The sequence below is a fragment of the Mesorhizobium sp. B1-1-7 genome (assembly GCF_006442705.1).
Classification (GTDB): domain Bacteria; phylum Pseudomonadota; class Alphaproteobacteria; order Rhizobiales; family Rhizobiaceae; genus Mesorhizobium; species Mesorhizobium opportunistum.
This window is the reverse complement of record NZ_VFWQ01000008.1, coordinates 153031-174560: the sequence shown is the minus strand read 5'-3', so window position 1 is coordinate 174560 and position 21530 is coordinate 153031. Positions and strand designations below refer to the sequence as shown.

General features: G+C 64.9%; 22 protein-coding genes. 9 read left to right on the top strand and 13 right to left on the bottom strand.

The genetic code is table 11. The features are described 5' to 3' along the window. Positions 1 to 14: 14 nt before the first annotated feature. From FJ978_RS15560 to FJ978_RS15525, 8 genes are all read right to left on the bottom strand, one after another. Entirely contained in the window at positions 15 to 1184 is a 1170-nt protein-coding gene (locus FJ978_RS15560; RefSeq protein WP_140572806.1) for a substrate-binding protein, read from the bottom strand. Positions 1185 to 1266: 82 nt separating this feature from the next. Then, positions 1267 to 1968 (bottom strand): ABC transporter ATP-binding protein, encoded by a 702-nt coding sequence (locus FJ978_RS15555; RefSeq protein WP_140572805.1) that lies wholly within the window; start codon positions 1966 to 1968, stop codon positions 1267 to 1269. Positions 1969 to 1970: 2 nt separating this feature from the next. Continuing rightward, positions 1971 to 2675, bottom strand: coding sequence for an ATP-binding cassette domain-containing protein (locus FJ978_RS15550; RefSeq protein ID WP_140572804.1), 705 nt, complete (start codon positions 2673 to 2675; stop codon positions 1971 to 1973). Beyond that, the gene (locus tag FJ978_RS15545; protein WP_140572803.1) at positions 2672 to 3658 is read right to left on the bottom strand and encodes a branched-chain amino acid ABC transporter permease; all 987 of its coding nucleotides are present in this window, start codon (positions 3656 to 3658) and stop codon (positions 2672 to 2674) included. The genes FJ978_RS15550 and FJ978_RS15545 overlap by 4 nt, the downstream gene beginning before the upstream one ends. After that, the gene (gene urtB, locus FJ978_RS15540; protein WP_246678143.1) at positions 3655 to 4554 is read right to left on the bottom strand and encodes an urea ABC transporter permease subunit UrtB; all 900 of its coding nucleotides are present in this window, start codon (positions 4552 to 4554) and stop codon (positions 3655 to 3657) included. Before urtB ends, FJ978_RS15545 begins: the two co-directional genes overlap by 4 nt. Beyond that, a complete protein-coding gene (locus tag FJ978_RS15535) occupies positions 4517 to 5638 on the bottom strand; it encodes a class II histone deacetylase (protein ID WP_140572802.1) in 1122 nt (373 codons plus the stop codon). The genes urtB and FJ978_RS15535 overlap by 38 nt, the downstream gene beginning before the upstream one ends. 85 nt (positions 5639 to 5723) lie before the next feature. Continuing rightward, a complete protein-coding gene (locus tag FJ978_RS15530) occupies positions 5724 to 8438 on the bottom strand; it encodes a LuxR C-terminal-related transcriptional regulator (RefSeq protein WP_140572801.1) in 2715 nt (904 codons plus the stop codon). Continuing rightward, positions 8435 to 9082 carry a GNAT family N-acetyltransferase gene (locus FJ978_RS15525; protein WP_181180408.1) on the bottom strand — a complete coding sequence of 216 codons (648 nt, stop codon included), beginning with the start codon at positions 9080 to 9082 and terminating at the stop codon, positions 8435 to 8437. Before FJ978_RS15525 ends, FJ978_RS15530 begins: the two co-directional genes overlap by 4 nt. A gap of 176 nt (positions 9083 to 9258) precedes the next feature. Here FJ978_RS15525 and FJ978_RS15520 point away from each other — a divergent pair, with 176 nt between their 5' ends. From FJ978_RS15520 to FJ978_RS15505, 4 genes are read left to right on the top strand one after another with little or no spacing between them, the layout of a single operon-like run. Beyond that, positions 9259 to 10560: an ArgE/DapE family deacylase gene (locus FJ978_RS15520; protein WP_181180407.1), complete on the top strand. Its 1302-nt coding sequence runs from the start codon at positions 9259 to 9261 to the stop codon at positions 10558 to 10560. Beyond that, positions 10557 to 11615 (top strand): phosphotransferase, encoded by a 1059-nt coding sequence (locus FJ978_RS15515; protein ID WP_140572799.1) that lies wholly within the window; start codon positions 10557 to 10559, stop codon positions 11613 to 11615. Before FJ978_RS15520 ends, FJ978_RS15515 begins: the two co-directional genes overlap by 4 nt. Next, on the top strand, positions 11616 to 12932 hold the full coding sequence (locus FJ978_RS15510; protein WP_181180406.1) for an aspartate aminotransferase family protein: 1317 nt from the start codon (positions 11616 to 11618) through the stop codon (positions 12930 to 12932). A 10-nt stretch (positions 12933 to 12942) separates the two neighbouring features. Then, complete coding sequence (locus FJ978_RS15505) at positions 12943 to 13599, top strand: GntR family transcriptional regulator (protein ID WP_140572797.1); 657 nt, start codon at positions 12943 to 12945, stop codon at positions 13597 to 13599. A 27-nt stretch (positions 13600 to 13626) separates the two neighbouring features. Here FJ978_RS15505 and FJ978_RS15500 read toward each other — a convergent pair whose 3' ends face one another. From FJ978_RS15500 to FJ978_RS15480, 5 genes are read right to left on the bottom strand one after another with little or no spacing between them, the layout of a single operon-like run. After that, positions 13627 to 14931, bottom strand: coding sequence for an FAD-dependent oxidoreductase (locus tag FJ978_RS15500; protein WP_140572796.1), 1305 nt, complete (start codon positions 14929 to 14931; stop codon positions 13627 to 13629). Further along, on the bottom strand, positions 14928 to 15911 hold the full coding sequence (locus tag FJ978_RS15495) for a branched-chain amino acid ABC transporter permease (RefSeq protein WP_181180416.1): 984 nt from the start codon (positions 15909 to 15911) through the stop codon (positions 14928 to 14930). The genes FJ978_RS15500 and FJ978_RS15495 overlap by 4 nt, the downstream gene beginning before the upstream one ends. After that, positions 15908 to 16816 (bottom strand): branched-chain amino acid ABC transporter permease, encoded by a 909-nt coding sequence (locus FJ978_RS15490; protein ID WP_140572794.1) that lies wholly within the window; start codon positions 16814 to 16816, stop codon positions 15908 to 15910. The genes FJ978_RS15495 and FJ978_RS15490 overlap by 4 nt, the downstream gene beginning before the upstream one ends. Then, complete coding sequence (locus FJ978_RS15485) at positions 16813 to 17559, bottom strand: ABC transporter ATP-binding protein (RefSeq protein WP_140572793.1); 747 nt, start codon at positions 17557 to 17559, stop codon at positions 16813 to 16815. The genes FJ978_RS15490 and FJ978_RS15485 overlap by 4 nt, the downstream gene beginning before the upstream one ends. Beyond that, on the bottom strand, positions 17556 to 18350 hold the full coding sequence (locus FJ978_RS15480; protein WP_140572792.1) for an ABC transporter ATP-binding protein: 795 nt from the start codon (positions 18348 to 18350) through the stop codon (positions 17556 to 17558). Before FJ978_RS15480 ends, FJ978_RS15485 begins: the two co-directional genes overlap by 4 nt. Positions 18351 to 18477: 127 nt before the next feature. On the opposite strand from FJ978_RS15480, the gene FJ978_RS15475 reads away from it, so the two are divergent. The 5 genes from FJ978_RS15475 to FJ978_RS15455 are packed head-to-tail and all read left to right on the top strand — an operon-like array spanning position 18478 to position 21523. Further along, positions 18478 to 19209: a GntR family transcriptional regulator gene (locus FJ978_RS15475; RefSeq protein ID WP_013896907.1), complete on the top strand. Its 732-nt coding sequence runs from the start codon at positions 18478 to 18480 to the stop codon at positions 19207 to 19209. Further along, on the top strand, positions 19206 to 19688 hold the full coding sequence (locus FJ978_RS15470) for a DUF3830 family protein (protein ID WP_140572791.1): 483 nt from the start codon (positions 19206 to 19208) through the stop codon (positions 19686 to 19688). Before FJ978_RS15475 ends, FJ978_RS15470 begins: the two co-directional genes overlap by 4 nt. Before the next feature lies 1 nt (position 19689). Next, on the top strand, positions 19690 to 20043 hold the full coding sequence (locus tag FJ978_RS15465) for a TIGR04076 family protein (RefSeq protein WP_023777083.1): 354 nt from the start codon (positions 19690 to 19692) through the stop codon (positions 20041 to 20043). Beyond that, on the top strand, positions 20040 to 21095 hold the full coding sequence (locus FJ978_RS15460; protein ID WP_140572790.1) for an aldo/keto reductase: 1056 nt from the start codon (positions 20040 to 20042) through the stop codon (positions 21093 to 21095). The genes FJ978_RS15465 and FJ978_RS15460 overlap by 4 nt, the downstream gene beginning before the upstream one ends. Then, complete coding sequence (locus FJ978_RS15455; RefSeq protein WP_140572789.1) at positions 21092 to 21523, top strand: DUF4440 domain-containing protein; 432 nt, start codon at positions 21092 to 21094, stop codon at positions 21521 to 21523. The genes FJ978_RS15460 and FJ978_RS15455 overlap by 4 nt, the downstream gene beginning before the upstream one ends. Positions 21524 to 21530: the final 7 nt, after the last annotated feature.

Below are 21530 nucleotides of genomic sequence, written 5' to 3'. Positions count from 1 at the left end.
CGTCGCCGAAGCCCCTACAGCTTGCAGTAAGGCGTGACCGGCGCGATCGTCCCGAAATCCTTGGCGATCTCGTAGCTGATGCCGTCGGCCGCCGCCTTGCCGACATAGGAATGGCAGAGCGTGTGGTTGTTGCTGGCATCGACGCGGATCTTGCCTTGCGGCGCGTCGAACTCGATCGTCGGCAACGCCTTGAGCACATCGTCGTCCTTCAGCGACCCGGCCTTCTCGGCGGCCAGCGCGTAGAGATGCAGGCCGTTGTAGCCGGCTTCGCCGATGCCGTTGACCATCTTCTCCTGGCCGAACTTTTCGCGGAAGCTCGCGATGAACTTCTTGTTGACCGGATTGTCGAGTGCCATCCAGTAAGGCTGCGGTGCATAGGTGCCGGCCGCCACGCCGGGCGGCAGCGCGTCCTTGTTGAAGACCTCGTCGAGTGGCGCGATCAGCGGCTGCTTGATGTCGAAAGAGCGATACTGCTTGAGCTGGGTGACCGCGTCGTTACCGACCACCATCGACCACACGACATCGGGTTTCAGCGACTTGATCTTCTGGAATGCAGGGCCGAAATCCGTTGTGCCGAACGGATAATAGTCGGCGCCGATGATCTTGCCGCCGGCCTTCTCATAGGCTGCCGTGATCGCCTCGGTCATCTTCTGTGGCCAGGCATAGTCGGAGGCCATGACGTAGATGGTCTTGCCGAGGTTCTCGGCCACCCACGGCATCATCGGGTCGACCTGCTGCATCGGGATCGGGCCGGTGGCGACGAAGTAGCGGTTGCATTCGCCGCCTTCGAAATTGGTCGGATAGAAGAACAGCTTCTTGGCCTTCGAGGTCACCGAAAGCGTAGCACTTCGCTCCGGCGAAATGATCGTGCCCATGACCACGTCGACCTTGTCTTCGTTGATGAGTTTGCGCGCCTTGTCGATCGAGCCCTTGGTCGTGGTCTGGTTGTCCTCGATGAACAGCTCGACCTGGCGGCCGCCAATGCCGTTGGCAGCGTTGAGCTCGGCCGCGGCGAGCTTGTAGCAATTGAGCAGCGTCTCGCCGAGGATCGCCTGCAGTCCGGTGATCGGGATCGACAGGCCGACCTTGACGGTGTCGGCGGCGCGCAGGATCGACGGCGCGCCGACCATGGCCAACGCGGCGGCAGCCCCGCCGGATTTCAGGATCGTTCTTCTGCTTATCATTGTTATGTTCCCTTCCAGTCCAGGCGCGCCCCATGCACGCCTTGCAAAGCCAACAAATCCCGGGCGCGCATCAGGCGCGCCTTTACAGGGCCAACAAATCCTTCAGCAGGGTCTCGTCGGCGAACGCTTGCGGCGTGCCCTCGTGCACGATCCTGCCCTTTTCCATCACCAGGCAGCGGTCCGCCGCCTTCAGAACGAGATCGAGATTCTGCTCGACCAGCACGATCGCGATGCCGCGTTCGCGCGCGATGCGCGGCACCAGCTCGGCGATGGCTTGTACGATGTTCGGCTGGATGCCTTCCGAAGGCTCGTCGAGCAGCAGAACCGAGGGCAGGCCGCACAAAGCGCGGCCGATCGCCAGCATCTGCTGCTGTCCGCCCGAGAGTGTGCCGGCGACTTGTGTTTCACGCTCACGCAGGATCGGGAAATAGCCGAAGATGTCGCCGGGAACGCCGCCGTCGCCGCGATCCCTGGCGGCGCGTGTGCCGACCTCCAGGTTTTGCCGCACGGTCAGCTGGTTGAAGATGCCGCGCCCCTGCGGCACATGGGCGATGCCTGCCCGCGCCCGGCGGAAGGCCGGCGCGCTGGTGAGATCCTGGTCGCCGAGCACCACGGCGCCGCCGCTCGCCTTCAGGCCGCCGGCGATGACGCGCAGCAGCGTCGTCTTGCCGGCACCGTTGCGGCCGAGCAGGCCGACAACTTCGCCAGGCGAGACGCTGATAGCGATGCCGTTCAGCACCGGAAGCAGGCCATAGCCGGCCGACACGGCAAGTGTCCGCAGCATGGTCAGCGCCTCCCCAGATAGACGTCGCGGACCATTTCGTCGGTCTCGATGTCGTGGAAAGGACCGCTGCGCAGCCGACGCCCTTGATGCAGCACCAGCGTCTCGCAGTTCAGCGCCCGAACGAAGCGGATGTCGTGTTCCACCGCGACGATCGAGAACTCGCCCTTGAGCCGCGCCAGCATCTCGGCTGTCGCCAAGGTTTCCTGCGGCGTCATGCCGGCGGTCGGTTCGTCGAGCAGCAGCAACCTTGGCTCGATCGCCAGCGCCATGCCGATCTCAAGCCATTGCTTCTGGCCATGCGCCAGTTCGCCGGCCAGCGTCGCGGCACGGTTGCCAAGCGCGACCAGCTCCAGCAACTCGCCCACAGGCCGAACCGGTGACGGCGCACCCCACCGTGCAACTTTCAGATTGTCCTCCACCGACAGGCTCGGAAAGACCGACGGGATCTGAAACTTGCGGGCGATGCCGAGCCGGGCGATGCGGTGCAGCGGCAGGCCGGCAATGTCGTGACCGAGGAATCGCACGCTCCCGCTGGTCGGGCGAAGCGTGCCGGTCAGCACATTGAGGAAGGTGCTCTTCCCGGCGCCGTTCGGCCCGATGATGCAGCAGAGCTCCTTGTCGCGCACGGTTAGGTTCAACCCTTCGAGCGCCTGCAGGCCGCCAAAGCGGATGCCGACATTTTCGGCCTGGAGCAGGACATCGCTCATTGTACGCGCCTCCGGCCCTCGAACAGGCTCTTCAGGCGCGCGTAAACCGACAGGATACCGTCCGGCAGGACGAAGACGATGATGACGAAGACGCAGCCGAGCAGCAGCGGCCACAGGCTCGGGTTGAAGCTGGAGATCGTCTGCTGCGCGCGCTGGATGAAGATGGCGCCCAGCACGGGACCCAGCAACGTGCCGCGCCCGCCGACGGCCACCCAGACGATGACTTCGGTCGACAGCAGCAAGCCGGAAAGATCGGGCGCCACCAGCCCGGCCATGCAGACATAGAGCGCACCGGCAAGCCCGGCGATTGCGGCGGACAGGACGAAGGTGACGAGCAGCCGCAGCGGTGCGTTGTGGCCGAGCGCTGCCGCCCGGACTTCATTGTCCTGGATAGCAGTCAGTACCGTGCCCCAGCGGCCGCGGCTGATCGACCACAACGCCAGCACCATCACCGCGACGATGGCCGAGACGAAGACATAGGAGGGCAAATCCTGGCTTAGATCGACATGCAGCCCGCCAACATCGAATTCGATCGGCGGGATGCCGATCAGGCCACTGTCGCCGCCGGTGACGGAACTCCATGACACGGCGGCTTGCTGGCAGATGACGCCCATCGCCAGCGTGACGATGGTGAAGTAGCTGCCGCGGATGCCGCCGAAGAACAGGAAGTAACCGATGATGGCGGCGACGAAGGCTGCCCCTGCCACCGCGCCTATGATGCCGAGCAGGCTGCCAAAGGCGATGGCGTCGTTGAGCGTGATAAGCGCCATGATGTAGCCGCCAATGCCGAAGAAGGCGGCGTGGCCAAAGCACAAGATGCCGGTACGGCCCCAGAAGAAGTCGAGGCTCGCCGCGAACAGACCGAAGATCAGCGCGTCGCGGATCACCGTCAGCTGATAGCCGTCGGCGAAGAGCGGATAGACAACCGCGAGCACCACACAGACGGCGAAGATCAGCAGCCAGTTGCGATCGCGGGCGATCATCGCGAGGCTCCGTTGAACAGGCCGTTGGGCCGCAGCCGCACGGCGACGATGGCCGCCAGCAGCACGATCGCCTGCGCCAGGGATGGCGAGATCTGGTAGTTGAGGATGCTGGTCAGCCCGCCGACGAAGACGCTGCCGGCGACGAGGCCGCCTATCGAGCCGACGCCGCCGACGATGACCACAAAGAACGCGTTGGCCAGATAGTTCACGCCCATCTGCGGCAGCACGATCGCCAGCGGTGCGACCAATCCGCCGGCGAGCCCGGCGATGGCCGCGCCGAAGGTAAAGGCGATGGCGTAGGTGCGCCGCGTGTTGATGCCGACGCCCTCGGCCATCTCCCGGTTCTGGATGACAGTGCGGATGTCGAGCCCGAAGGACGTCCGGCTGATCAGCAGGATGACACCGAGCAAGGTCAGCATGGCGATGGCCATGAGGATCAGCCGGTAGGCCGGATAGACGGTGAAGAACAGGTCGAGCGTGCCCTCGATCGGTGGCGTCACCGGCTTGGCGCCGAGACCGAAGGTCAGTTCCAGGCCTTGCTGCAGGATCAGGCTGACGCCCCAGGTGGCAAGCACGGTCGAGACCGGCCGCGAATAGAGATGGCGGATGATGGCGAATTCCAGGATGCAGCCGACCACCGCGCCGGCAACGGGCGCGGCAGCGAGCCCCAACCAGAAGGAACCACCGATGCTCTGGACGAAATAGACCGCGAAGGCTCCGACGGTGACGAACTCGCCATGCGCCAGATTGGTCACGTTCATCAGGCCGAAGCTGATCGCCAGTCCGAGCCCGACCAGCATCAGGATGCTGATCAGCGTCAACGCGTTGAGGAGGGTGGTGATCAGGAAATCCATCGCGTCAGGCAGCACTAGCGAGGCGTTGACGCAGGCCGGCAAGCAGGCTCTCGGCGGCGTCGATCACTGCAGCCTGGTGCGGCTGCAATTCCTGCCCGGCCCATTCGTCGATATGGTCCGACAGCGGATCGACCACTTCGGTCCGGTGATTGGCCAGCGTCTCGATGACGGCGTGACCACAGAACGGCACATAGCCCTCGGAGTAGCCGCCTTCATGGGTCATCATCAGGCGTCCGTCCGACGTCTCGGCGGCCAGGGCGACCATGCGCGCGGCAAGGCGCCGGAAGCATTCGCTGTTGAGCATCATGCGGCCGAGCGGATCGAATCCCGACGCATCGAAACCGGAAGCGACGATCACGAGGTCAGGCTTGAAGGCGCGTAGCGCCGGGGCGACGACGCGGTCGAAGCTCGCCTCATAGGCGCCCGTGCCGCTGCCGGCGGGCAGGGGGATGTTGATGTTATAGCCTTCGCCGGCGCCCTTGCCATTGTCGGCCAGCGCGCCGCGCCCGGTCGGGTAGAGATTGTCCTGGTGCAGGGAAATGGTGAGCACCGACGGATCGGAATAGAACACCGTCTCGGTGCCGTTGCCGTGATGAACGTCCCAGTCGACTATCGCCGCGCGACCGAGCAAGCCCTCATGCTGCAGCCGGCGCACCGACACGCCGATGTTGGAAAACAGGCAGTTGCCCATCGCTTGGTCGGGCTCGGCATGGTGCCCCGGCGGCCGCGCCAGCGCATAGGCATTGTCGACGCGGCCGGTCAGCACCGCGCGCATCGCCGCATAGGTGGTGCCGGCGGACAGGAGCGCGATGTCGAAACTGTTGAGGCCGATCGGCGCTTGCGGGCCGGCGAAACCGGAACCGCGCTCGCTGAGCATCCTGATGTCGTCGACATGGCGCTGCGTGTGCACGCGCAGCAGATCCTCGACTGTCACCGGCTCGGCGAGGATCGGCACCAGATGGCGTGCCAAGCCGCTGACCTGGATCAGGTTGTTCAGTCGGCGCTTCGATCCAGGCGATTCCAGGTGCCGGCCGGGCTCCACGAAACGGCCGGGTGGCATCATGTCGGCGCTGGAGCCGGTGTCATGCCACATCAGCTGTTCGTGAAAAACGTAACCTGTCGCCATAGGCAATCGTCCTCTAGGAGCAGGACGACGCTAGCAGGCTAACGATCCCACGGCCCGACCCCAAAGAGGGGGCTGCAGCAGATGTTCATGCCCCTCCTTTCGAAGGGGGACGGAGGTCCGCGGCCGCCTGCGCCGCGCGCACCGCCTGCACGCGGTTCGACACCGAGAGCTTGCCGAAAATGTTCTTCAGATGCCATTTCACCGTCGTCTCGCTCACCGATAGCGCACCCGCGATATCGCGGTTGGACATGCCTTCAGACAGGCAGCGCAGCAGTTCGGTCTCGCGCTGGGTGAGCTGTTCTTTGTCGGCCGTCGGTGCTGCCGGCTTGCGTGTCGCCACGGGCATCGTCTGTGCCGCGTCGATGATGCGCGCTGCATAGGCCGACAGGGCAGGGTCGGTCTTTGCTTGCGCCGCGCGCAGCCGCATCAACCCTTCCACAACAGGCCTGCCCTCGTCGACGAAGGAGCGGATGAAGCCGGAGGGCTGGGCAAGGCGCAGCGCTTCGAGGAGATGACGGTCGGTCTCGCGCTGGTCATGGACGGTGGTCTTGGCGCGCAGGATCAGCGCCAGGATGTGGCGGCGCATGCGTCCGCTGTTTTTCGTTCGCTCCAGCAACGCGTCGAAAATCGCCGCCGCCGCTGCGTGGGATTTCTCCGCGGTAAGCAGCCGGCCCTCGGCGAAGAATTCGAATTCGTTGGCGACAGTTGGCTCGGTTTCAGCGCTTTCGCGGCGATGTTCACTCAGCAGTGCGCGGGCCTCGACGATACGGTTCTGGTCGAGCAACAGCCGGATACGGTCATGCACCAATACCGAAGCGAGGCGGCGATAGACGGAGCCGCGCACACGCTGGTAGACGCGCTCCAGCATGTCGAGCGCTGCGTCTGCGCGACCGGTCAACTGCAGCACGCGGGCATAGGTCGGCACGCTGGCAAGGGGATAGACGATGACCGCGGCGCCTTCGATCAGCGGTCCGAGATTCTCGACCAGCGTCAGTGCCTCGCCGGACGCGTTGGTCTCGTAGGCGAGTTCGGCGAGCAGCGTTCCGGCAAGGGCCTCGGCATAGGAGTTGGCGCCGATCCGCGTCCTGGCCTCGATGATCGTGTTGCGCAGCAGCCGTTCGGCGGCGGGCAGGCGGCCGGCCGAGCGCTCGATCACTGCCATGTAGCAATTGGCGATGGTGACGCCGAGCAGGCTGCCGCTTCGCTCATGCGCCTTGCGCGCGGCGTCCGCCGCCGCACGCGCGCCCTCGAGATCGCCCAGTGCGTAGAGATTATAGCCGATGACATTGGCCGTCGCGCCTTCCATGAACCAGGCATCGGGCGCGATGACGCGCAGGGCGGCCAAGGCTGTGTCGCGTGCGTCCTCGAACCGTTCCAGCGTGCTGTGCACGGCGGCATCCAGGACGGCGATTTCGGCCTCGATCGTGGTGCCGGTCAGTGTGCCCGGATCCTTGCCGTCCGTCGGCCCGGTCTCGATCAGCTTGCGCGCATTGGCGAGTGTCTGCTGGGCAATCTCGGGCTGGCTTGAGTGCACCGCCAGCCACAACACGACGAGTTGCAGCCGGATGCGCTGGTCGACCAGTTTTCTCGGCAGCAACGCCAGCAATTGGCGCACATAAAGCAGCTGGCACTGCGCGATGAGCTCGAGCGCATTGTTCTCGATGAACACCGCCGCGCGGGCCTGGTCGCCAGCGGCAAGCGCATGCCCGATCGCCTCGGTCAGCATCTTGCGTTCGCCGAACCATTCGGCGGCGGCCAGGTGCAGCGGGGCGATCATCTCAGGCGCGCGCCGTTCCATTTCACGAATGAGAAAGTCGCGGAACAGGTGATGGTAGCGGAACCAGCGCCGTTCGTCGTCGAGCGGCACGAGAAAGAGATTGCGGGTCTCGATCTCGGCGATATCGGCCTCGGCGTCCGCCACGCGCAAGACTGCCCGGCAGGCCTCGGCGCTGAAGCGCTGGAAGATCGAACTGTGGAGCAGAAACTTCGCCAGGGCCGGCGGCAGCCCGAGGAAGACTTCGCCCATCAGGAAGTCGGCGACGTTGCGGTTGGCGCCGGTGAAATTGCCGATGACGGTTTCGGGCGCATGCGCGGCACTGAGCGACAGCGAGGCGAGTTGCAGGCCGGCGGCCCAACCTTCGGTCCGCGAGCACAAGGCCTCGACGGTACCGCTGCTGACGCTCAGGCCCAGCTTGTCGTTGAAGAAGGCTTCGGCTTCGGACGAGACGAAGCGCAAATCGTCCGGGCCGATTTCGAAAACGTCGCCAAGCACCCTGAGTTTGCCGAGCTGCAGGTCGGGCAGGTTGCGCGAACCGATGACGAACGCGACGTTGGCGGGCGCCTGCCGTGTCAGGCGTTCCATGAAACGCTTCACCGCCTCCGTTTCGATGACATGGTAGTCGTCGAAGAACAGCGTGATCTCGGCGTCGCGCGCCGCAAAACCCGCGACAAGTGCAGAGAGCACCACCTCGAGCTGCGGGATCGGGCTCGACTGGAAGGCGAGGTCGAGCTCGGCCGGGCTCTGGACGAGGTGGCGCAGCGCCCCCACCAGATGCGACAGGAAGGCGCCTTCGTCATTGTCAGTCGCCTCGCAGGACAGCCATGCGGTCAACCGACCGTGGCGTGCGAGTTCCGCGGCCCATTGCGCCATCGTTGTCGACTTGCCGAAACCGGCGGGCGCGGCGAACAGCACGATGCGCATGCCGACATGCCGCTCCAGCCTTGACAGGATGCTCTCGCGCCGCACCCACCGGCGATGATGCGGAGATGCCTGGCTGGCGGATTGCGGAGGCGGTCTCATCTTGCGCCAGGCACCCATTCCGTTTCGATCAACGGGATTTGCGGGGCCGCTTCGCGCGGCAGGGTTCCCTTGATCCGCGGATCGTCGGTGATTTCGAAACCGGCCGCATAGGGCTCGAACCCGCAAGCGCGATAGAAACCGATGACGCTGTGATGGTCGAAACTGCTGGTGTGCAGCCAGATGCGGCCGGGGGCGAGGCGCCATGCCTGATCGAGTGCGCCGGCCATCAGCCGCTTGCCGAAGCCTCGGCCGGTCAAGGAGGGGAACAGGCCGAAATAGGTGATCTCGATCTCGTCATCGTCGCCCACGCGGAATTCGACCATGCCGACATGGCCGCCGCGTTCATCATGGCCGTAATAGAGATGATGGCGTGGGTCAGCGAATTGCGCGGCGATTTCGGGATCCGACATTTCAGCTGCCCGATCCCAGAGCCAGGGAGCCCCGATCTCCAGGAAGATCGCGCGGTAGGAGGCGCAGTCGGGCTCGGTCATCCGGGTCATGGCCAGCGGTTGGGCAAGGTCCGGCACCGGGGCGCGCGCCTCCATCCACGTCACCGCATTGATAATCCTGCCGGCCGGCACGCGCCGGTAACCGGCCGACAGGTCGGTGACTTCATCGGGCAATGTGCCTTCGCTGACCAGCATCTGTCCTCGATCTTTCGCCGCGCGGCTTTGCCGGCATGCGCTAAGCTGATGCCAATTCTGCGCTCGCCTGCCAAGTGTTTCGGAATGTGGGTCATAAGTTTGCCCCATCTGTCTCTTGCATTTGCGAGTGGCGGCATATGAGATATGATACACCATTCGGATGAAAGCGGAATATGATGCCTGAGCGAATTGCGGACGAGGCCATTCTGGGCGCGGTCGACGATGGCTTCGCGCGGCAGGTCGCGTTTCTGCAGGATCTCGTGCGCTTTCCTTCGCAGCGAGGCGAGGAGCACGCCGCGCAATCGTTCATGGCGGCTGCTTATGAAGCGGATGGCTACGAGGTCGACATGTGGCGCGTCGATGTCGATGCTATTCGCGACCTGCCGGGTTTTTCGCCTGTGGCGGTGTCCTACGACGACGCCTTCAATGTCGTTGCCACCCACAGGCCGAAAAACGCGACCGGCCGCTCGTTGATCCTCAACGGCCATATCGACGTGGTGCCGACAGGACCGCTCGACCGCTGGGTGCGCGATCCCTACGATCCGGCGATCGAGGATGGCTGGATGCATGGCCGTGGCGCCGGCGACATGAAAGCCGGCCTGTCGGCCTGCCTCTACGCATTGGCCGCATTGCGCAGCCTCGGCTACCAGCCGGCCGCGAAATTATACCTGCAGTCGGTGGTCGAGGAGGAATGCACCGGCAATGGCGCGCTCGCCTGCCTGCAGCGCGGCTACCGCGCCGATGCCGCTTTCATACCCGAGCCGCTGGAACCTCGATTGATGCGGGCGCAGGTCGGGCCGATCTGGTTCAGGGTCGAGGTCGACGGCGATCCGCAGCATGCGTCGGGGGCCTTTTCCGCTGGCGCCAACGCAATCGAAAAGGCCTTCGTCATCATTCAGGCGCTGAAGCAGCTCGAAATCGTCTGGAATGCGCGCAAGGTCGATGATCCGCATTTCTGCGATCACCCGCATCCGATCCGCTTCAATCTCGGCAAGATCGAAGGCGGCGAGTGGACGTCGAGCGTCCCGGCGCGCTGCGTCTTCGAGATGCGGGTCGCGACCTATCCCGGCCAGAAGCTTGAGGACGCCAGGGCCGAACTCGAGGCCTGCATCGCCGATGCGGCCCGCGCCGATCCGTTCCTCGCCAATCGCCCACCCAGGATGACCTACAACGGCTTCATGGCCGAAGGCTATGTGTTGGAAGGCGCCGACGAGATGGAAGCCGTGCTGCGCCGCAGCCATAGCGCCGTGTGGGGCGAGCCGCTGACCGAGCATGTGACCTCGGCGACCACGGACGCTCGCTTCTTCGGCCTCTATGCCGACACGCCGGCGATCGTCTATGGTCCGATCTGCCGCATGCCGCATGGCTATGACGAGGCCGTCGATCTCGACTCGGTGCGCAAAGTTACCCAGACGATTGCCTTGTTCATCGCCGACTGGTGCGGTCTTGAGCCGATCGATCCGAAGGTGAGATCATGAATGCGGCTGCACCCGATACATTTGGCGAAACGCTCGCCGAGGATGCGCCGGACGTTTCCACCGCAGACGCGCTTGCCATCTTGCGCCGGCACTATGGTCTCACCGGCAGCGCGCGTCCGTTGCCCGGCGAACGCGATCACAATTTCCACATCCAGACCGACGGCGAGGGCGAGTTCGTTCTGAAAATCTCCCATCCGGCGGAAGAGGCCGGCTTCACTGATTTCCAGAACAAGGCGCTCGACCATATCATTGCGGTCGACCCGACCTTGCCGGTTCCCTCGGTGCGCAAAAGCCTCGAGGGCGAAGCGCAATTTGCGATCAGCGTCGGCGGATCGGCGCCGCGCATCGTCCGGCTGGTCACCTATCTACCCGGCCAATTGCTTTCGCGCTCACCGACCTCAGCGGCACAGGATCGCAATCTCGGCATCTTTCTCGCCCGTCTTGGCCGCGCACTGCGCGGTTTCTTCCATCCGGCCGCCGGCAGTGACCTGCTCTGGGATATCCGTAAGGTCGCCAAGACGCGACCGATGCTGGCGTATATCGCGGATGCGGACCACCTGGCCATGGTCGAACGCGTCATCGACGCCTTCGAGGAGCATGCGGCGCCGGTCATTCCGAGCCTGCGTGCGCAGATCGTCCACAACGACATGAATTCCTACAATGTGGTGATGGACGCTTCTCGGCCGGAGGTGGTGAGCGGCATCCTCGATTTCGGCGACATGATCCATTCACCGCTGATCTGCGATCTCGCCATCGGCGCCGTCTACCGCTGGCCGTCGGAAGGTCACCCGCTGGCGCCCGCGGCGCGCTTCATCGCCGGCTATCAATCGGTGCAGCCACTGGAGGGCGAAGAGATCGGCATTCTTTTCGATCTGATCCGTGCTCGCCTTGCGCTGATTGCCAACATCGCCAGCTGGCAGGCGGAACGATTCCCGGCCAAGCGCGACTATGTGCTGCGCCTCATCACCGAGGTCTGGGCGTCGCTCGAACGGCTGGACGGGCTGTCGTCCGCGGATGCCCGCCGCTATTTCCTCGACCATTCCAATCCGGAGTAGATGCTCGTGTCCCAGTCCTTGCCCGCCAATGCCTCTGCCGATGCCGGCGCTTCGGCGCAAGAGCGCGCGTTGCTCGAACGCCGCGCCAGATTGCTTGGCCCGACCTACCGCGCCTTCTACCGCAACCCGATCCATCTGGTGCGCGGCAGCGGCGTCTGGCTCTATGATGCGCAGGGCCGCAAATTCCTCGATGCCTACAACAATGTCGCTTCGATCGGACACTGCCATCCGCGCGTCGTCGAGGCGCTATCGGGGCAGGCCGCCACGCTCAACACCCACACGCGCTATCTCAGCGAGATCATCCTCGACTACGCTGAAAAACTGCTCGGCATGCTTCCGGCCCATCTTGGTCACGCCATGTTCACCTGCACCGGCAGCGAGGCCAACGATCTCGCCATCCGCATTGCCCAGCATTCCAGCGGCGGCACCGGCGTCATCATCACCGACTTCGCCTATCACGGCGCCACGATCGCCACCGCGCAGCTCTCGCCGGCGGCTGTCGGGGCGAAGGGCGTGCCCGCGCAGCATCGGACCGTGGCAGCGCCGGACACGTTTCGCGACCATGGCCGCGCCGCGCACGACTTCGCCAGAAATGTCGCCGCCGCCATCGAGGACATGCGTGCGCAAAACATCCGTCCGGCGGCGTTGCTTCTCGACTCGGCCTTCTCCAGCGACGGCATCTTCTTTCCCGACGCGGCGGCGATGCGCGAGGCGGCCGATCACGTCAGGAGGGCCGGCGGCATCGTCATTGCCGATGAGGTCCAGTCGGGCTTCGGCCGGCTCGGCCAGGGCATGTGGGGCTTCGCCAATTACGGCATCGAGCCCGATATCGTCACCATGGGCAAGCCGATCGGCGACGGGCATCCGATGGGCGCGGTGATCGTGCGGCCACAGCTTGTCGCCTCCTTCGGCTCGAACACCGGTTACTTCAACACGTTCGGCGGCAATCCGGTGGCGGCCGCCGTCGGTATCGCCGTGCTCGACGTGATCGAAGGCGAGGGGCTGATCGAGAACGCGCGCAATGTCGGCGCCTATACCGGGGAGCTGCTTCGCGCGCTGCAGAGCCGGCACGGCATGGTCGCAGACGTCAGGCACAACGGCCTTTATTTCGGCGTCGAACTGACGGCGGAGGGCGACGAGACGCTGGCCGCCACCAAGACAGCGGCGGTGGTCGAAGCCATGCGCGAGGACGGCGTGCTGATCTCGTCCTGCGGCCCGCGCGGCAATGTGCTGAAGATCAGGCCGCCTTTGCCATTTGCCAGGGACAATGCCGAGCAACTGGCAGAGACGCTCGATCGCGCCTTGTCGCAATGGTGAGCGGCCGCGCATGCTGAAGCTCGAACATCAAACCCTGAACGATCGCGCCTATGGCGCGCTCAAGCAGGAGTTGATTTCAGGCGGTTTCAGCCCGGGCCAGACGCTGGTCATCCGCAAGCTGGCCGAAACCTTCGGCATCTCGACGACGCCGATCCGTGAGGCGCTGCAAAGGCTGGTCGCCGAGCGGCTGCTCGAGATGCAGAACAACCGCTCGATCATCGTGCCCTTGCTGTCGGCACCCGCCTTCGAGGAGCTGACGCGCATCCGCATCGCCGTCGAAGGGCTGGCGGGTGAGATGGCCGCGTCGCGGATCAGCGAAAGCGGCTTGATCGACGTACAGGCTACGCTCGCTGGCATGCAGCGGGCCATCGATGCCGGAGATGCCAGGGTTTATCTCTCGTTGAACGAGGCCTTTCATTTCGCCGTTTACCAGCATGCCGGCGCGCCGATCCTGTTGAACATGATCCGGGACCTCTGGGGTCGGGTCGGGCCCTATCTGAAGCTGCTGATGCAGGCCGACCGTTACATTCCCCAATCGAACTACGCCCATCGCAGTATTGTTGGCGCGTTGGAGCAGCGCAATGGCCCTGCTGTCAGGGCCGCGCTTGAACAGGACATCGCGGCGGCGGCCGCGGTTCTCTCCGAAAATCTGCGCACGGCCGACTGATCCGCGCGGCCAGGCACGGTCGACGACCTATCCCATCTCGTCCATCCGGTCGCGCAGCATGCTCCAGCCCAGCAGCATGTTGGGCGCATGCCGCAGCACGGCATGGAACGGGATCGGTGCCGGCAGCGCAAACGGCAGCGGCAGGTCACGCGCATCGGCGCCGGCCGCCCAGTCGGCCAGCACCTTGCCCATCGCCGTCGTCATGGCAATGCCGCGCCCGTTGCAGGCGCGGCCGGCGATCAGGCCCGGCCCAAGGTCCAGGAGATGCGGCAGGAAATCCGGTTCGACGGCAGCCATTCCCGACCAGCCATAGGCAAGCGGCGGCAGGTCCGGCAGGTCGAGATGCCTGGCGAGCCGTCGCCAGATTGTCTGTGGCACGCGCGTGTCGGCGCCGGCGCTCAAGATGTGCATGCCGCCGCTGATCAGCCGGTTGTCGGCGTCGAAGCGGAAGGTGAAGAGATTGCGCCTGGTGTCGCCGACGCCCTGTCCTCCCGGCAGCAGAAATGTGCGGATTCCGTGCGGCAGGGGCTCGGTCGCGATCTGAAAAACCTTCAGCGGAAAATAGGTTCGCTGCAACAGCGGATTGAGCGCCGCGCCATAGGCATTGGTGGCAATCAGCACCTTGCCGGCGCGCACCGATCCCGACGGCGTTTTCAGTGCCCAGCCATCGATCACGCGATCGATCGTGGTGACCGGTGTTCGTTCGAAAATCCTCGCTCCGGACTTCTGCGCCGCATCGGCCAGGCCGCGCGCATAGGCGACAGGGTTGAGCACGCCACCCGAACGATCCATCCAGCCACCGAGATAGCCGCGCACGCCCGTCAGCGCCTCGACATCCTGACGGTCCAAGGTAACCGCGGGCCTGCCGCGCCGCGCCCATTGTTCGGCGCGGGACTTGACCCTTTCCAGCGCCGCAGTCGAATGCGCCGGCTGGATCCAGCCGCTCTGCACGGCGTCGCAGTCGATGCCATGTTGCCTGATCAGGCCGAACACCAGATCGGCACTGCCGGCGGCAAAATTGATCAGTCTCTTGCCTCGCTCGGGGCCGAGATGGGCAAGGATGTTTTCCGGATCCATCTTGGCGAAGTTCGGCACGACGAAGCCGGCATTCCTGCCGGTCGCGCCCCAGGCGATGAATTCGGCTTCGAGAATGGCGACAGAGAGTCCTTTCCCGGCGGCGTGCAGCGCGGTTGAAAGACCCGAAAAGCCGCCGCCGACAATGGCGAGGTCGACAACGAGCTCGCCTTGCAGCGCTGGCCGCTGGCGATGGTTTCGGCTGACGGCGTGCCAGAGCGAAACGCCTTGCGCCTCCTGCCGGGCCACCGCGTTCATGATCCTGAACTGCTCTTGGCCGCGGCCGCTTTCGCTCGCTTGCCGAAGCGCGGCCGCCGTGGCCTGTCGCCGAGCAGTCCGTTCGGCCGGATCAGCAAGATCACGCAGAGCATGACGCCGATGGCGGCGATCTGCAGCGAGGCCGCGCGTGCCTGCTGCTCGGGCGGGAACAGCATGCTGGTGAGTGTGCCGGATCCAGCCCATATCCCCCACACCAGGATGCTGCCGATGACCGCGCCGAGATTGCTGCCGGAGCCGCCGACGATCAGCATCACCCAGACCTGGAAGGTGAGGATCGGCAGATAGTTGTCCGGTGCGATGAAGCCGGTGAAATGCGCCTGCAGCGCGCCGGCCAGAGCCATGATGGCGCCGCCGACCGCAAAGGCCTGGACACGATAGAAGCGCGCACTCTTGCCGAGCGAAATCGCCGCTCGCTCGTCCTCGCGCAGCGCCTTCAGCACGCGTCCCCACGGGCTGCGCGACAGGTGCTCCAGGGCGAGATAGGCGATCAGTGTCACTGCCGCGACCACGGCAAGATTGGACAGGTTGAACAGCAGCGGTGTTTCGGCAAGGCTGCCGAAAGGGCGCGGGATGAAGCCGATGCCGAACGGACCACCGGTCAGCTTCTGTGCATTGAGCGCGACCAGCTGCACGACCACGGCGACGCCGAATGTGGTGATGGCGAGATAGTCCGATCGAAGGCGCAGTGTGGCCATGCCGGTCAGCGCCGCGGCAATGCCGCCGACGACCATGGCACCCGCCCAGCCAACCAGGATCGGCAGGCCGAAGCCACCAAGCCGCGCGGCATCGTCCGGCGTGGTCAGCAGCGCCGACGTATAGGCGCCGATCGCGACGAAGCCGGCGAGACCGACATTGAACAGGCCGGTCAGCCCCCATTGCAGGTTGAGCCCCAGCGTGACCAGCGAAAAGATCAGCGCGGTGGTCAGGAAGAAGGCGCCGTAGCCGACGAGGTCCATCAGCGTTCCCTCACACCGAAAAGGCCGATCGGCCGGACGAACAGCACCGCCATCAGGATGACGAAGGAGACCGCGGCGCGCCATTCCGCGCCGACCAGCTGCACCGCGCCGGCTTCGGCGAGACCGATGATCAGCCCGCCGAGCACCGCGCCCGGGATGCTGCCGATGCCGCCGAGAATTGCGGCTGCAAACATCGGCAGCAGCATGTCGAAGCCCATGAAGGGGCGGATCTGCACCAGAATGCCGATCATCACGCCGGCGACGCAGGCGAGCGCCCCGCCGATGATCCAGGTGACGCGCACGACGCTGGTGACGTCGATGCCGACTATGCGGGCAAGCGCTGCGTTCTGGCTCAGCGCCTGCATGGCGCGGCCGGTTTGCGTGCGCGTCATCAACAGATGCACGCCGAGTACGAGCACTGCCGTCAGCAAAAGTAGCGCGATCTGATCGGGCGTGATGCGAATGCCGAAGCCGACCGGCATGGCGATCTGGATCGCCCGGCTGAAATAGGTCGGCCGAGAAGTGAAGGTGAATTCGAGCAAGCTTCTAAGCGCCATCGAGGCGCCGAAGCTTGCCATCACCACGATGATCGCCTGGCCTTGCGAGCGCAGCCGTGCGAACAGCACCTTGTCGAGCAGCAGCGCCAGCAGCGCGGTGAACGCCATGCCGACAATCAGCGCGACGATCAGCGGCCAGCCGAAGGACAGCGGCGCGATCGGCGCCGCCTTGCCGAACATCACGCCGATGGCGCTGACCACGGCCAGCGTCGCATAGGTGCCCCAGGCCATGAAGTCGCCATGGGCGAAGTTCGAGAAGCGCAGGATCGAATAGGTTAGTGTCACGCCGATGGCGCCCAGGCCGATCATCGAACCGGTCAGCAATCCGTCGACGACAAATTGCAGGCTCATGCCGCGCCTCCTCCGGACTTGAGCGGGCGTTGGCCGAGATAGAGTTCGGCCACCACCGGATCGTTCCACAGCTCGGAGGCGACACCCTCGTGCCGGTCCTTGCCTTCGACCAGCACATAGGCGCGGTCGCCGATGGCAAGCGCTGCCTTGGCGTTCTGCTCGACAAGCAGGATGGTGACGCCGGATTTGCGAATGCCGGCCAGCATCTCGAACACCATCGAGACGAATTTCGGCGACAGGCCGGCCGACGGCTCGTCCAGCACCAGCACCTTGGGGTGGACGATCAGCGCCCGCGTGACGGCGAGCATCTGCCGCTGCCCGCCCGAGAGATTGCCGGCGGCGGTCCTGCGCTGGCGGACGAGGTCGGGAAAGGCTGCATACATTTCCTCGATGCGGGCAGGGATTTCGCGCCTTTCGAGGATGCCGCAGGCAACCTTGAGATTGTCCTCGACCGACATTAGCGGAAAGATGTTTTCGGTTTGCGGCACGAAGGCCAGGCCAAGCCGAACCATGGTGTGGGCGGGTGCCGCGGTGATATCCTTGCCGTCCAGGAAAACCGAGCCGCCGGTGATCGGCACGAGGCCGGCGATCGCCTTGATGAAGCTCGACTTGCCGGCGCCGTTGGGGCCGAGCACGACAACTATCTCGCCCTTGCCGACGGTGATCGAGGCGCCGCGCACGATCGGCACGCCTGGTTCATAACCGGCTTCGAGACTACGGACATCGAGAACCGCCTCGTTCATACGGTGCCTCCGAGATAGGCCTCGATGACGCGCGGGTCGCGGGCGACTTCTTCAGCCGTGCCTTCGCTGAGCAACTGGCCGCTCGCCATGACCAGGACGCGGTGGCAAAGCCGCGTCACCATGTCGATGTTGTGTTCGATCAAGAGGAAGGTGATGCCGCGCCTATTGATGTCGCGGATGCGGTCGATGATGACTTCGAGCAATGTCGCATTGACGCCGGCCGCCGGCTCGTCGAGGAGGATGATCGCCGGGTCGGCCATCATGACGCGGGCAAGTTCGAGCAGCTTGCGCTGACCGCCGGAAAGCACGCGCGCCGGCTCCCGCGCGAGGTGGGTGAGGGTGACGAGTTCCAGAAGTTCGAGCGCCTTGGTCCTGGCCGCTCGTTCCTGCGCCGCCACCCGCCATGGCGTGACGAAATTGGCGAGCAGCTTCTCGCCGGCCTGGCCCTGGGCCGCCAGCATGATGTTTTCGATCAGCGTCAGATTGGGCAGTGGGCGCGGGATCTGGAAGGTGCGGCCAAGGCCACGGCCGATACGCAGATGAGCGGCTTCGCCCGAGACGCTGGCGCCGTTGAGAAGGATCTCGCCGCTGGTCGGCAATAGGCTGCCGGCGAGCAGATCGAACATCGTCGTCTTGCCGGCGCCATTCGGTCCGATCAGGCCGAGGATTTCTCCCGATCTGACATCAAACGAGACATCGTTGACGGCAACGAGGCCGCCGAACCGCCTGACGACATTCCTTGCCATCAGAACCGGCGCACGGTGCCCGTGCCGTTCCGCTGCCTCGCTCATCGAACCCTCTGGCCGAAGACGATCTTTGCCGTCTCCTGATTATTGATTTGTGATCACACTTGCGTTGATCACGCTATTCGGCTTTAATTTCGTCCGCAAGCCGAAAACCGGCCAAGATCGGAATTCCATGCAAAAGGCTGCCATCGAAAAGAACAACGAGGCGATCGCTGCCCAGCTTGCGCCGGTCGGCCGCGAAACCGTCCAGGATCGCGTCTATTCGGAACTGCGTCGCGCCCTGATCGGTGGCCTGTTCGAGCCGAGCCAGGTGCTGACCATACGTGGGCTGGCCGATGCGCTGGTCACCTCGACCATGCCGGTGCGCGAGGCACTCGGCCGACTGATCACGGAAAAGGCGCTGGAGGCATTGCCCAACCGTTCGGTGCGCGTGCCGCCGATCACGCTGGAGCGCATCGATGATCTGTTGCGGGCCCGCATCCTGATCGAGGGCGAGGCGATCGCGCTCGCCGCCGCCCGCATGGGTCCGCGCCAGATCGCCGCCATCGAGACCATCCTGGCCGAATGGGACGAGATGCGGGCACTGAAACACAAGAAGGATGTCGATCGCGAGGTGACGCTCAACCAGAGTTTTCATTTCGAGATCTATCGCTGCTGCGGCTCGGCGGTGCTGATCCCGATGATCGAGAGCCTGTGGCTGCAATCGGGGCCATGCATCCGTGTCGCCATCTATGCCTTCTCGGAAGCCGGCGAGGTCGACACCGCCCAGTATCACCGCCGCATCGTCACGGCGCTGGCCACGCAGGACGCACAGGCCGCGCGCGAGTCGCTGGTCGCCGACATCAGCCGGCCCTTCACCTTCCTGCGCAGCAAGTTGCAAACCGCCGGGAAAGACCAGACATGACTTCCATCAGGATCACCGAGCCACGCTCGAAGCTTTCCGTGACGGCGCTGCTGGTGCCCGGAAGGGCGCCGGAGAATGCTGCCTTTCTCCAGGCGTATCTCGCCACGCCACGCGTCGTTCCCGGCATCCATGCCATGTGGACGGGACCCGAAATCTCCTGCCCCGTTCCATCGGCCGATCTCGAGGGGCAAGCCTATGCCAGGCCGTTGCCGGCGGAAAATGCGACGCTGACGCCTCAGCCAGGCGACATCGTGCTGTCCTACGTGCCGCCACGCATGTGGGGCGGCAATCCCAATGCAATCTTCGATATCGGTCTCTACTACGGGCCGGGCGCGCGCCTGCTGTTCCCGGTCGGCTGGCTCGCCGGCAGTGTGGTGGCGCAGGTGCGAGCCGAGGAGCGCGACCAGTTCGCCGCCGCCTGTGGCGTCATACGGCGCAATGGCGCCTGCGATATCACCTTCAGCCTGGTGGAGGCCTGACATGGCCGACGACAGTTTCGAGCTCTTCGATCTTCGCGTCGAAGCGGTCGTCCCCGAGGGCAAGCCGATCTATTGCGGCGCCAAGGCCGGCGACTATTTCGAGCTCAAGGGCGAGATGCTGTCGATGCCGGCCGGGCAGGGTTTTTCGATCTATTCACTCGCCGCCGTGCTGCCTCTGCTGGCGGCAAAGCAGCGCCCCACCCATGCCAACGACTGGATGACATCGGATGCCGAGATCGCCTGTCCCGATCCCAATTGCGCCAGCCGGCTGCGGATCGTCAGGCTGGCCAAGCGGCGGTTCAGTCATGCCGCAACCACGGCCGTGCCGCTGCCGAAGGAGAATGACCCGACATGACCGCCAAGACCTTCGAACTCGGGCCCGGCTACACGATCTCGCGCGTCATCCGCGGCGGCTGGCAGTTGGCCGGCGGGCACGGCGCCATCGACCGCAGCCAAGCAATTGCCGACCTGATCGCCACCTTCGATGCCGGCATCTGGACCTATGATTGCGCCGACATCTACACCGGCGTCGAGGAGTTGATCGGCGCCGCGCGCCTGCGGCTGGCCAGCGAGCGCGGCCTGGACGTTGCTGCGAGAATGAAGGTGCACACCAAGCTGGTGCCCGACCTCGAGCGGCTGGCCGGCATCAGCCGCGACTACATCAGGGGCATCGTCGACCAGTCGCTGCGGCGGCTGAAGACCGAACGGCTCGATCTCGTTCAGTTCCACTGGTGGGACTATGGCCAGCCTCGCTACGTCGAGGCGATGGGCTGGCTCGACGAGCTCCGGCGCGAAGGCAAGGTGCGCAATCTCGGCACCACCAATTTCGATACGCCGCGGCTGGCCGAAATCCTCGCCGCCGGCATCCCGCTGGTTAGCCAGCAACTCCAATATTCGGTCCTCGACCAGCGGCCCGCGAACAGCCTTGCTGGCCTCGCCGCGAAGAACGGCGTCAGCTTCCTCTGCTATGGTTCGGTGGCCGGTGGCTTCCTCAGCGATAAATGGCTTGGCGCCGCCGAGCCAGCGACCCCGCTCGAAAACCGATCCCTGGTCAAATACAAGCTGATCATCGACGACTTTGGCGGCTGGGACCTGTTTCAGCAGCTGCTTGCGGCACTGAAAGCCGTCGGCGACCGCCACGGCGTCGACATCGCCACCATCGCCAGCGCCTGGGTGCTGCAGCAGCCGCAAGTGGCGGCCGTCATCGTCGGAGCCCGCAACCAGGCGCATGCGCTGGCCAATGCCAAAATCATGGGTATCGCGCTTGACGCCGCAGATCGGGCGCGGATTGCTGCCATCATCGCGCAAAGCCCTGGCGTCGAGGGCGATGTCTACACGCTGGAGCGCGACCGCCACGGCCGCCACGGCTCGATCATGCACTACAATCTCAATGCAGGCCGGGCATGAGCGCAATCAACCAGACGTTGTTTTCCAGGGCCAGCGCCGAGGTGATCGATTTGCATCGCTTCTTCGTCGACTGGTTCGTCGCCGCCCGCGCCGACACGGTGGAGTTCGCCCGCTTCGAACGCGTCATGGGCGACGGCTTCAGCATGGTCACGCCGGATGGCAAGGTGCTCGATCGCGCCGCGGTGGTCGATCATGTCCGCTCCAGCCGCGCCATTTGCGACGACGGCTTTGCCATCTCGATCGAGGACATCCGGCCCGGCTGGCAGGACGCGGACACGATCGTCGTCTTCTACGTCGAGGCGCAGCTGCGCGCGGGCAAGCACAGCCGCCGCCAGTCGAGTGCCGTCTTCACCACCAGTTCATCGGCGCCCAACGGTGTCGAATGGCGACATCTGCATGAAACCTGGCTGCAGGTGCCGGAAAGCTGAACAGGCT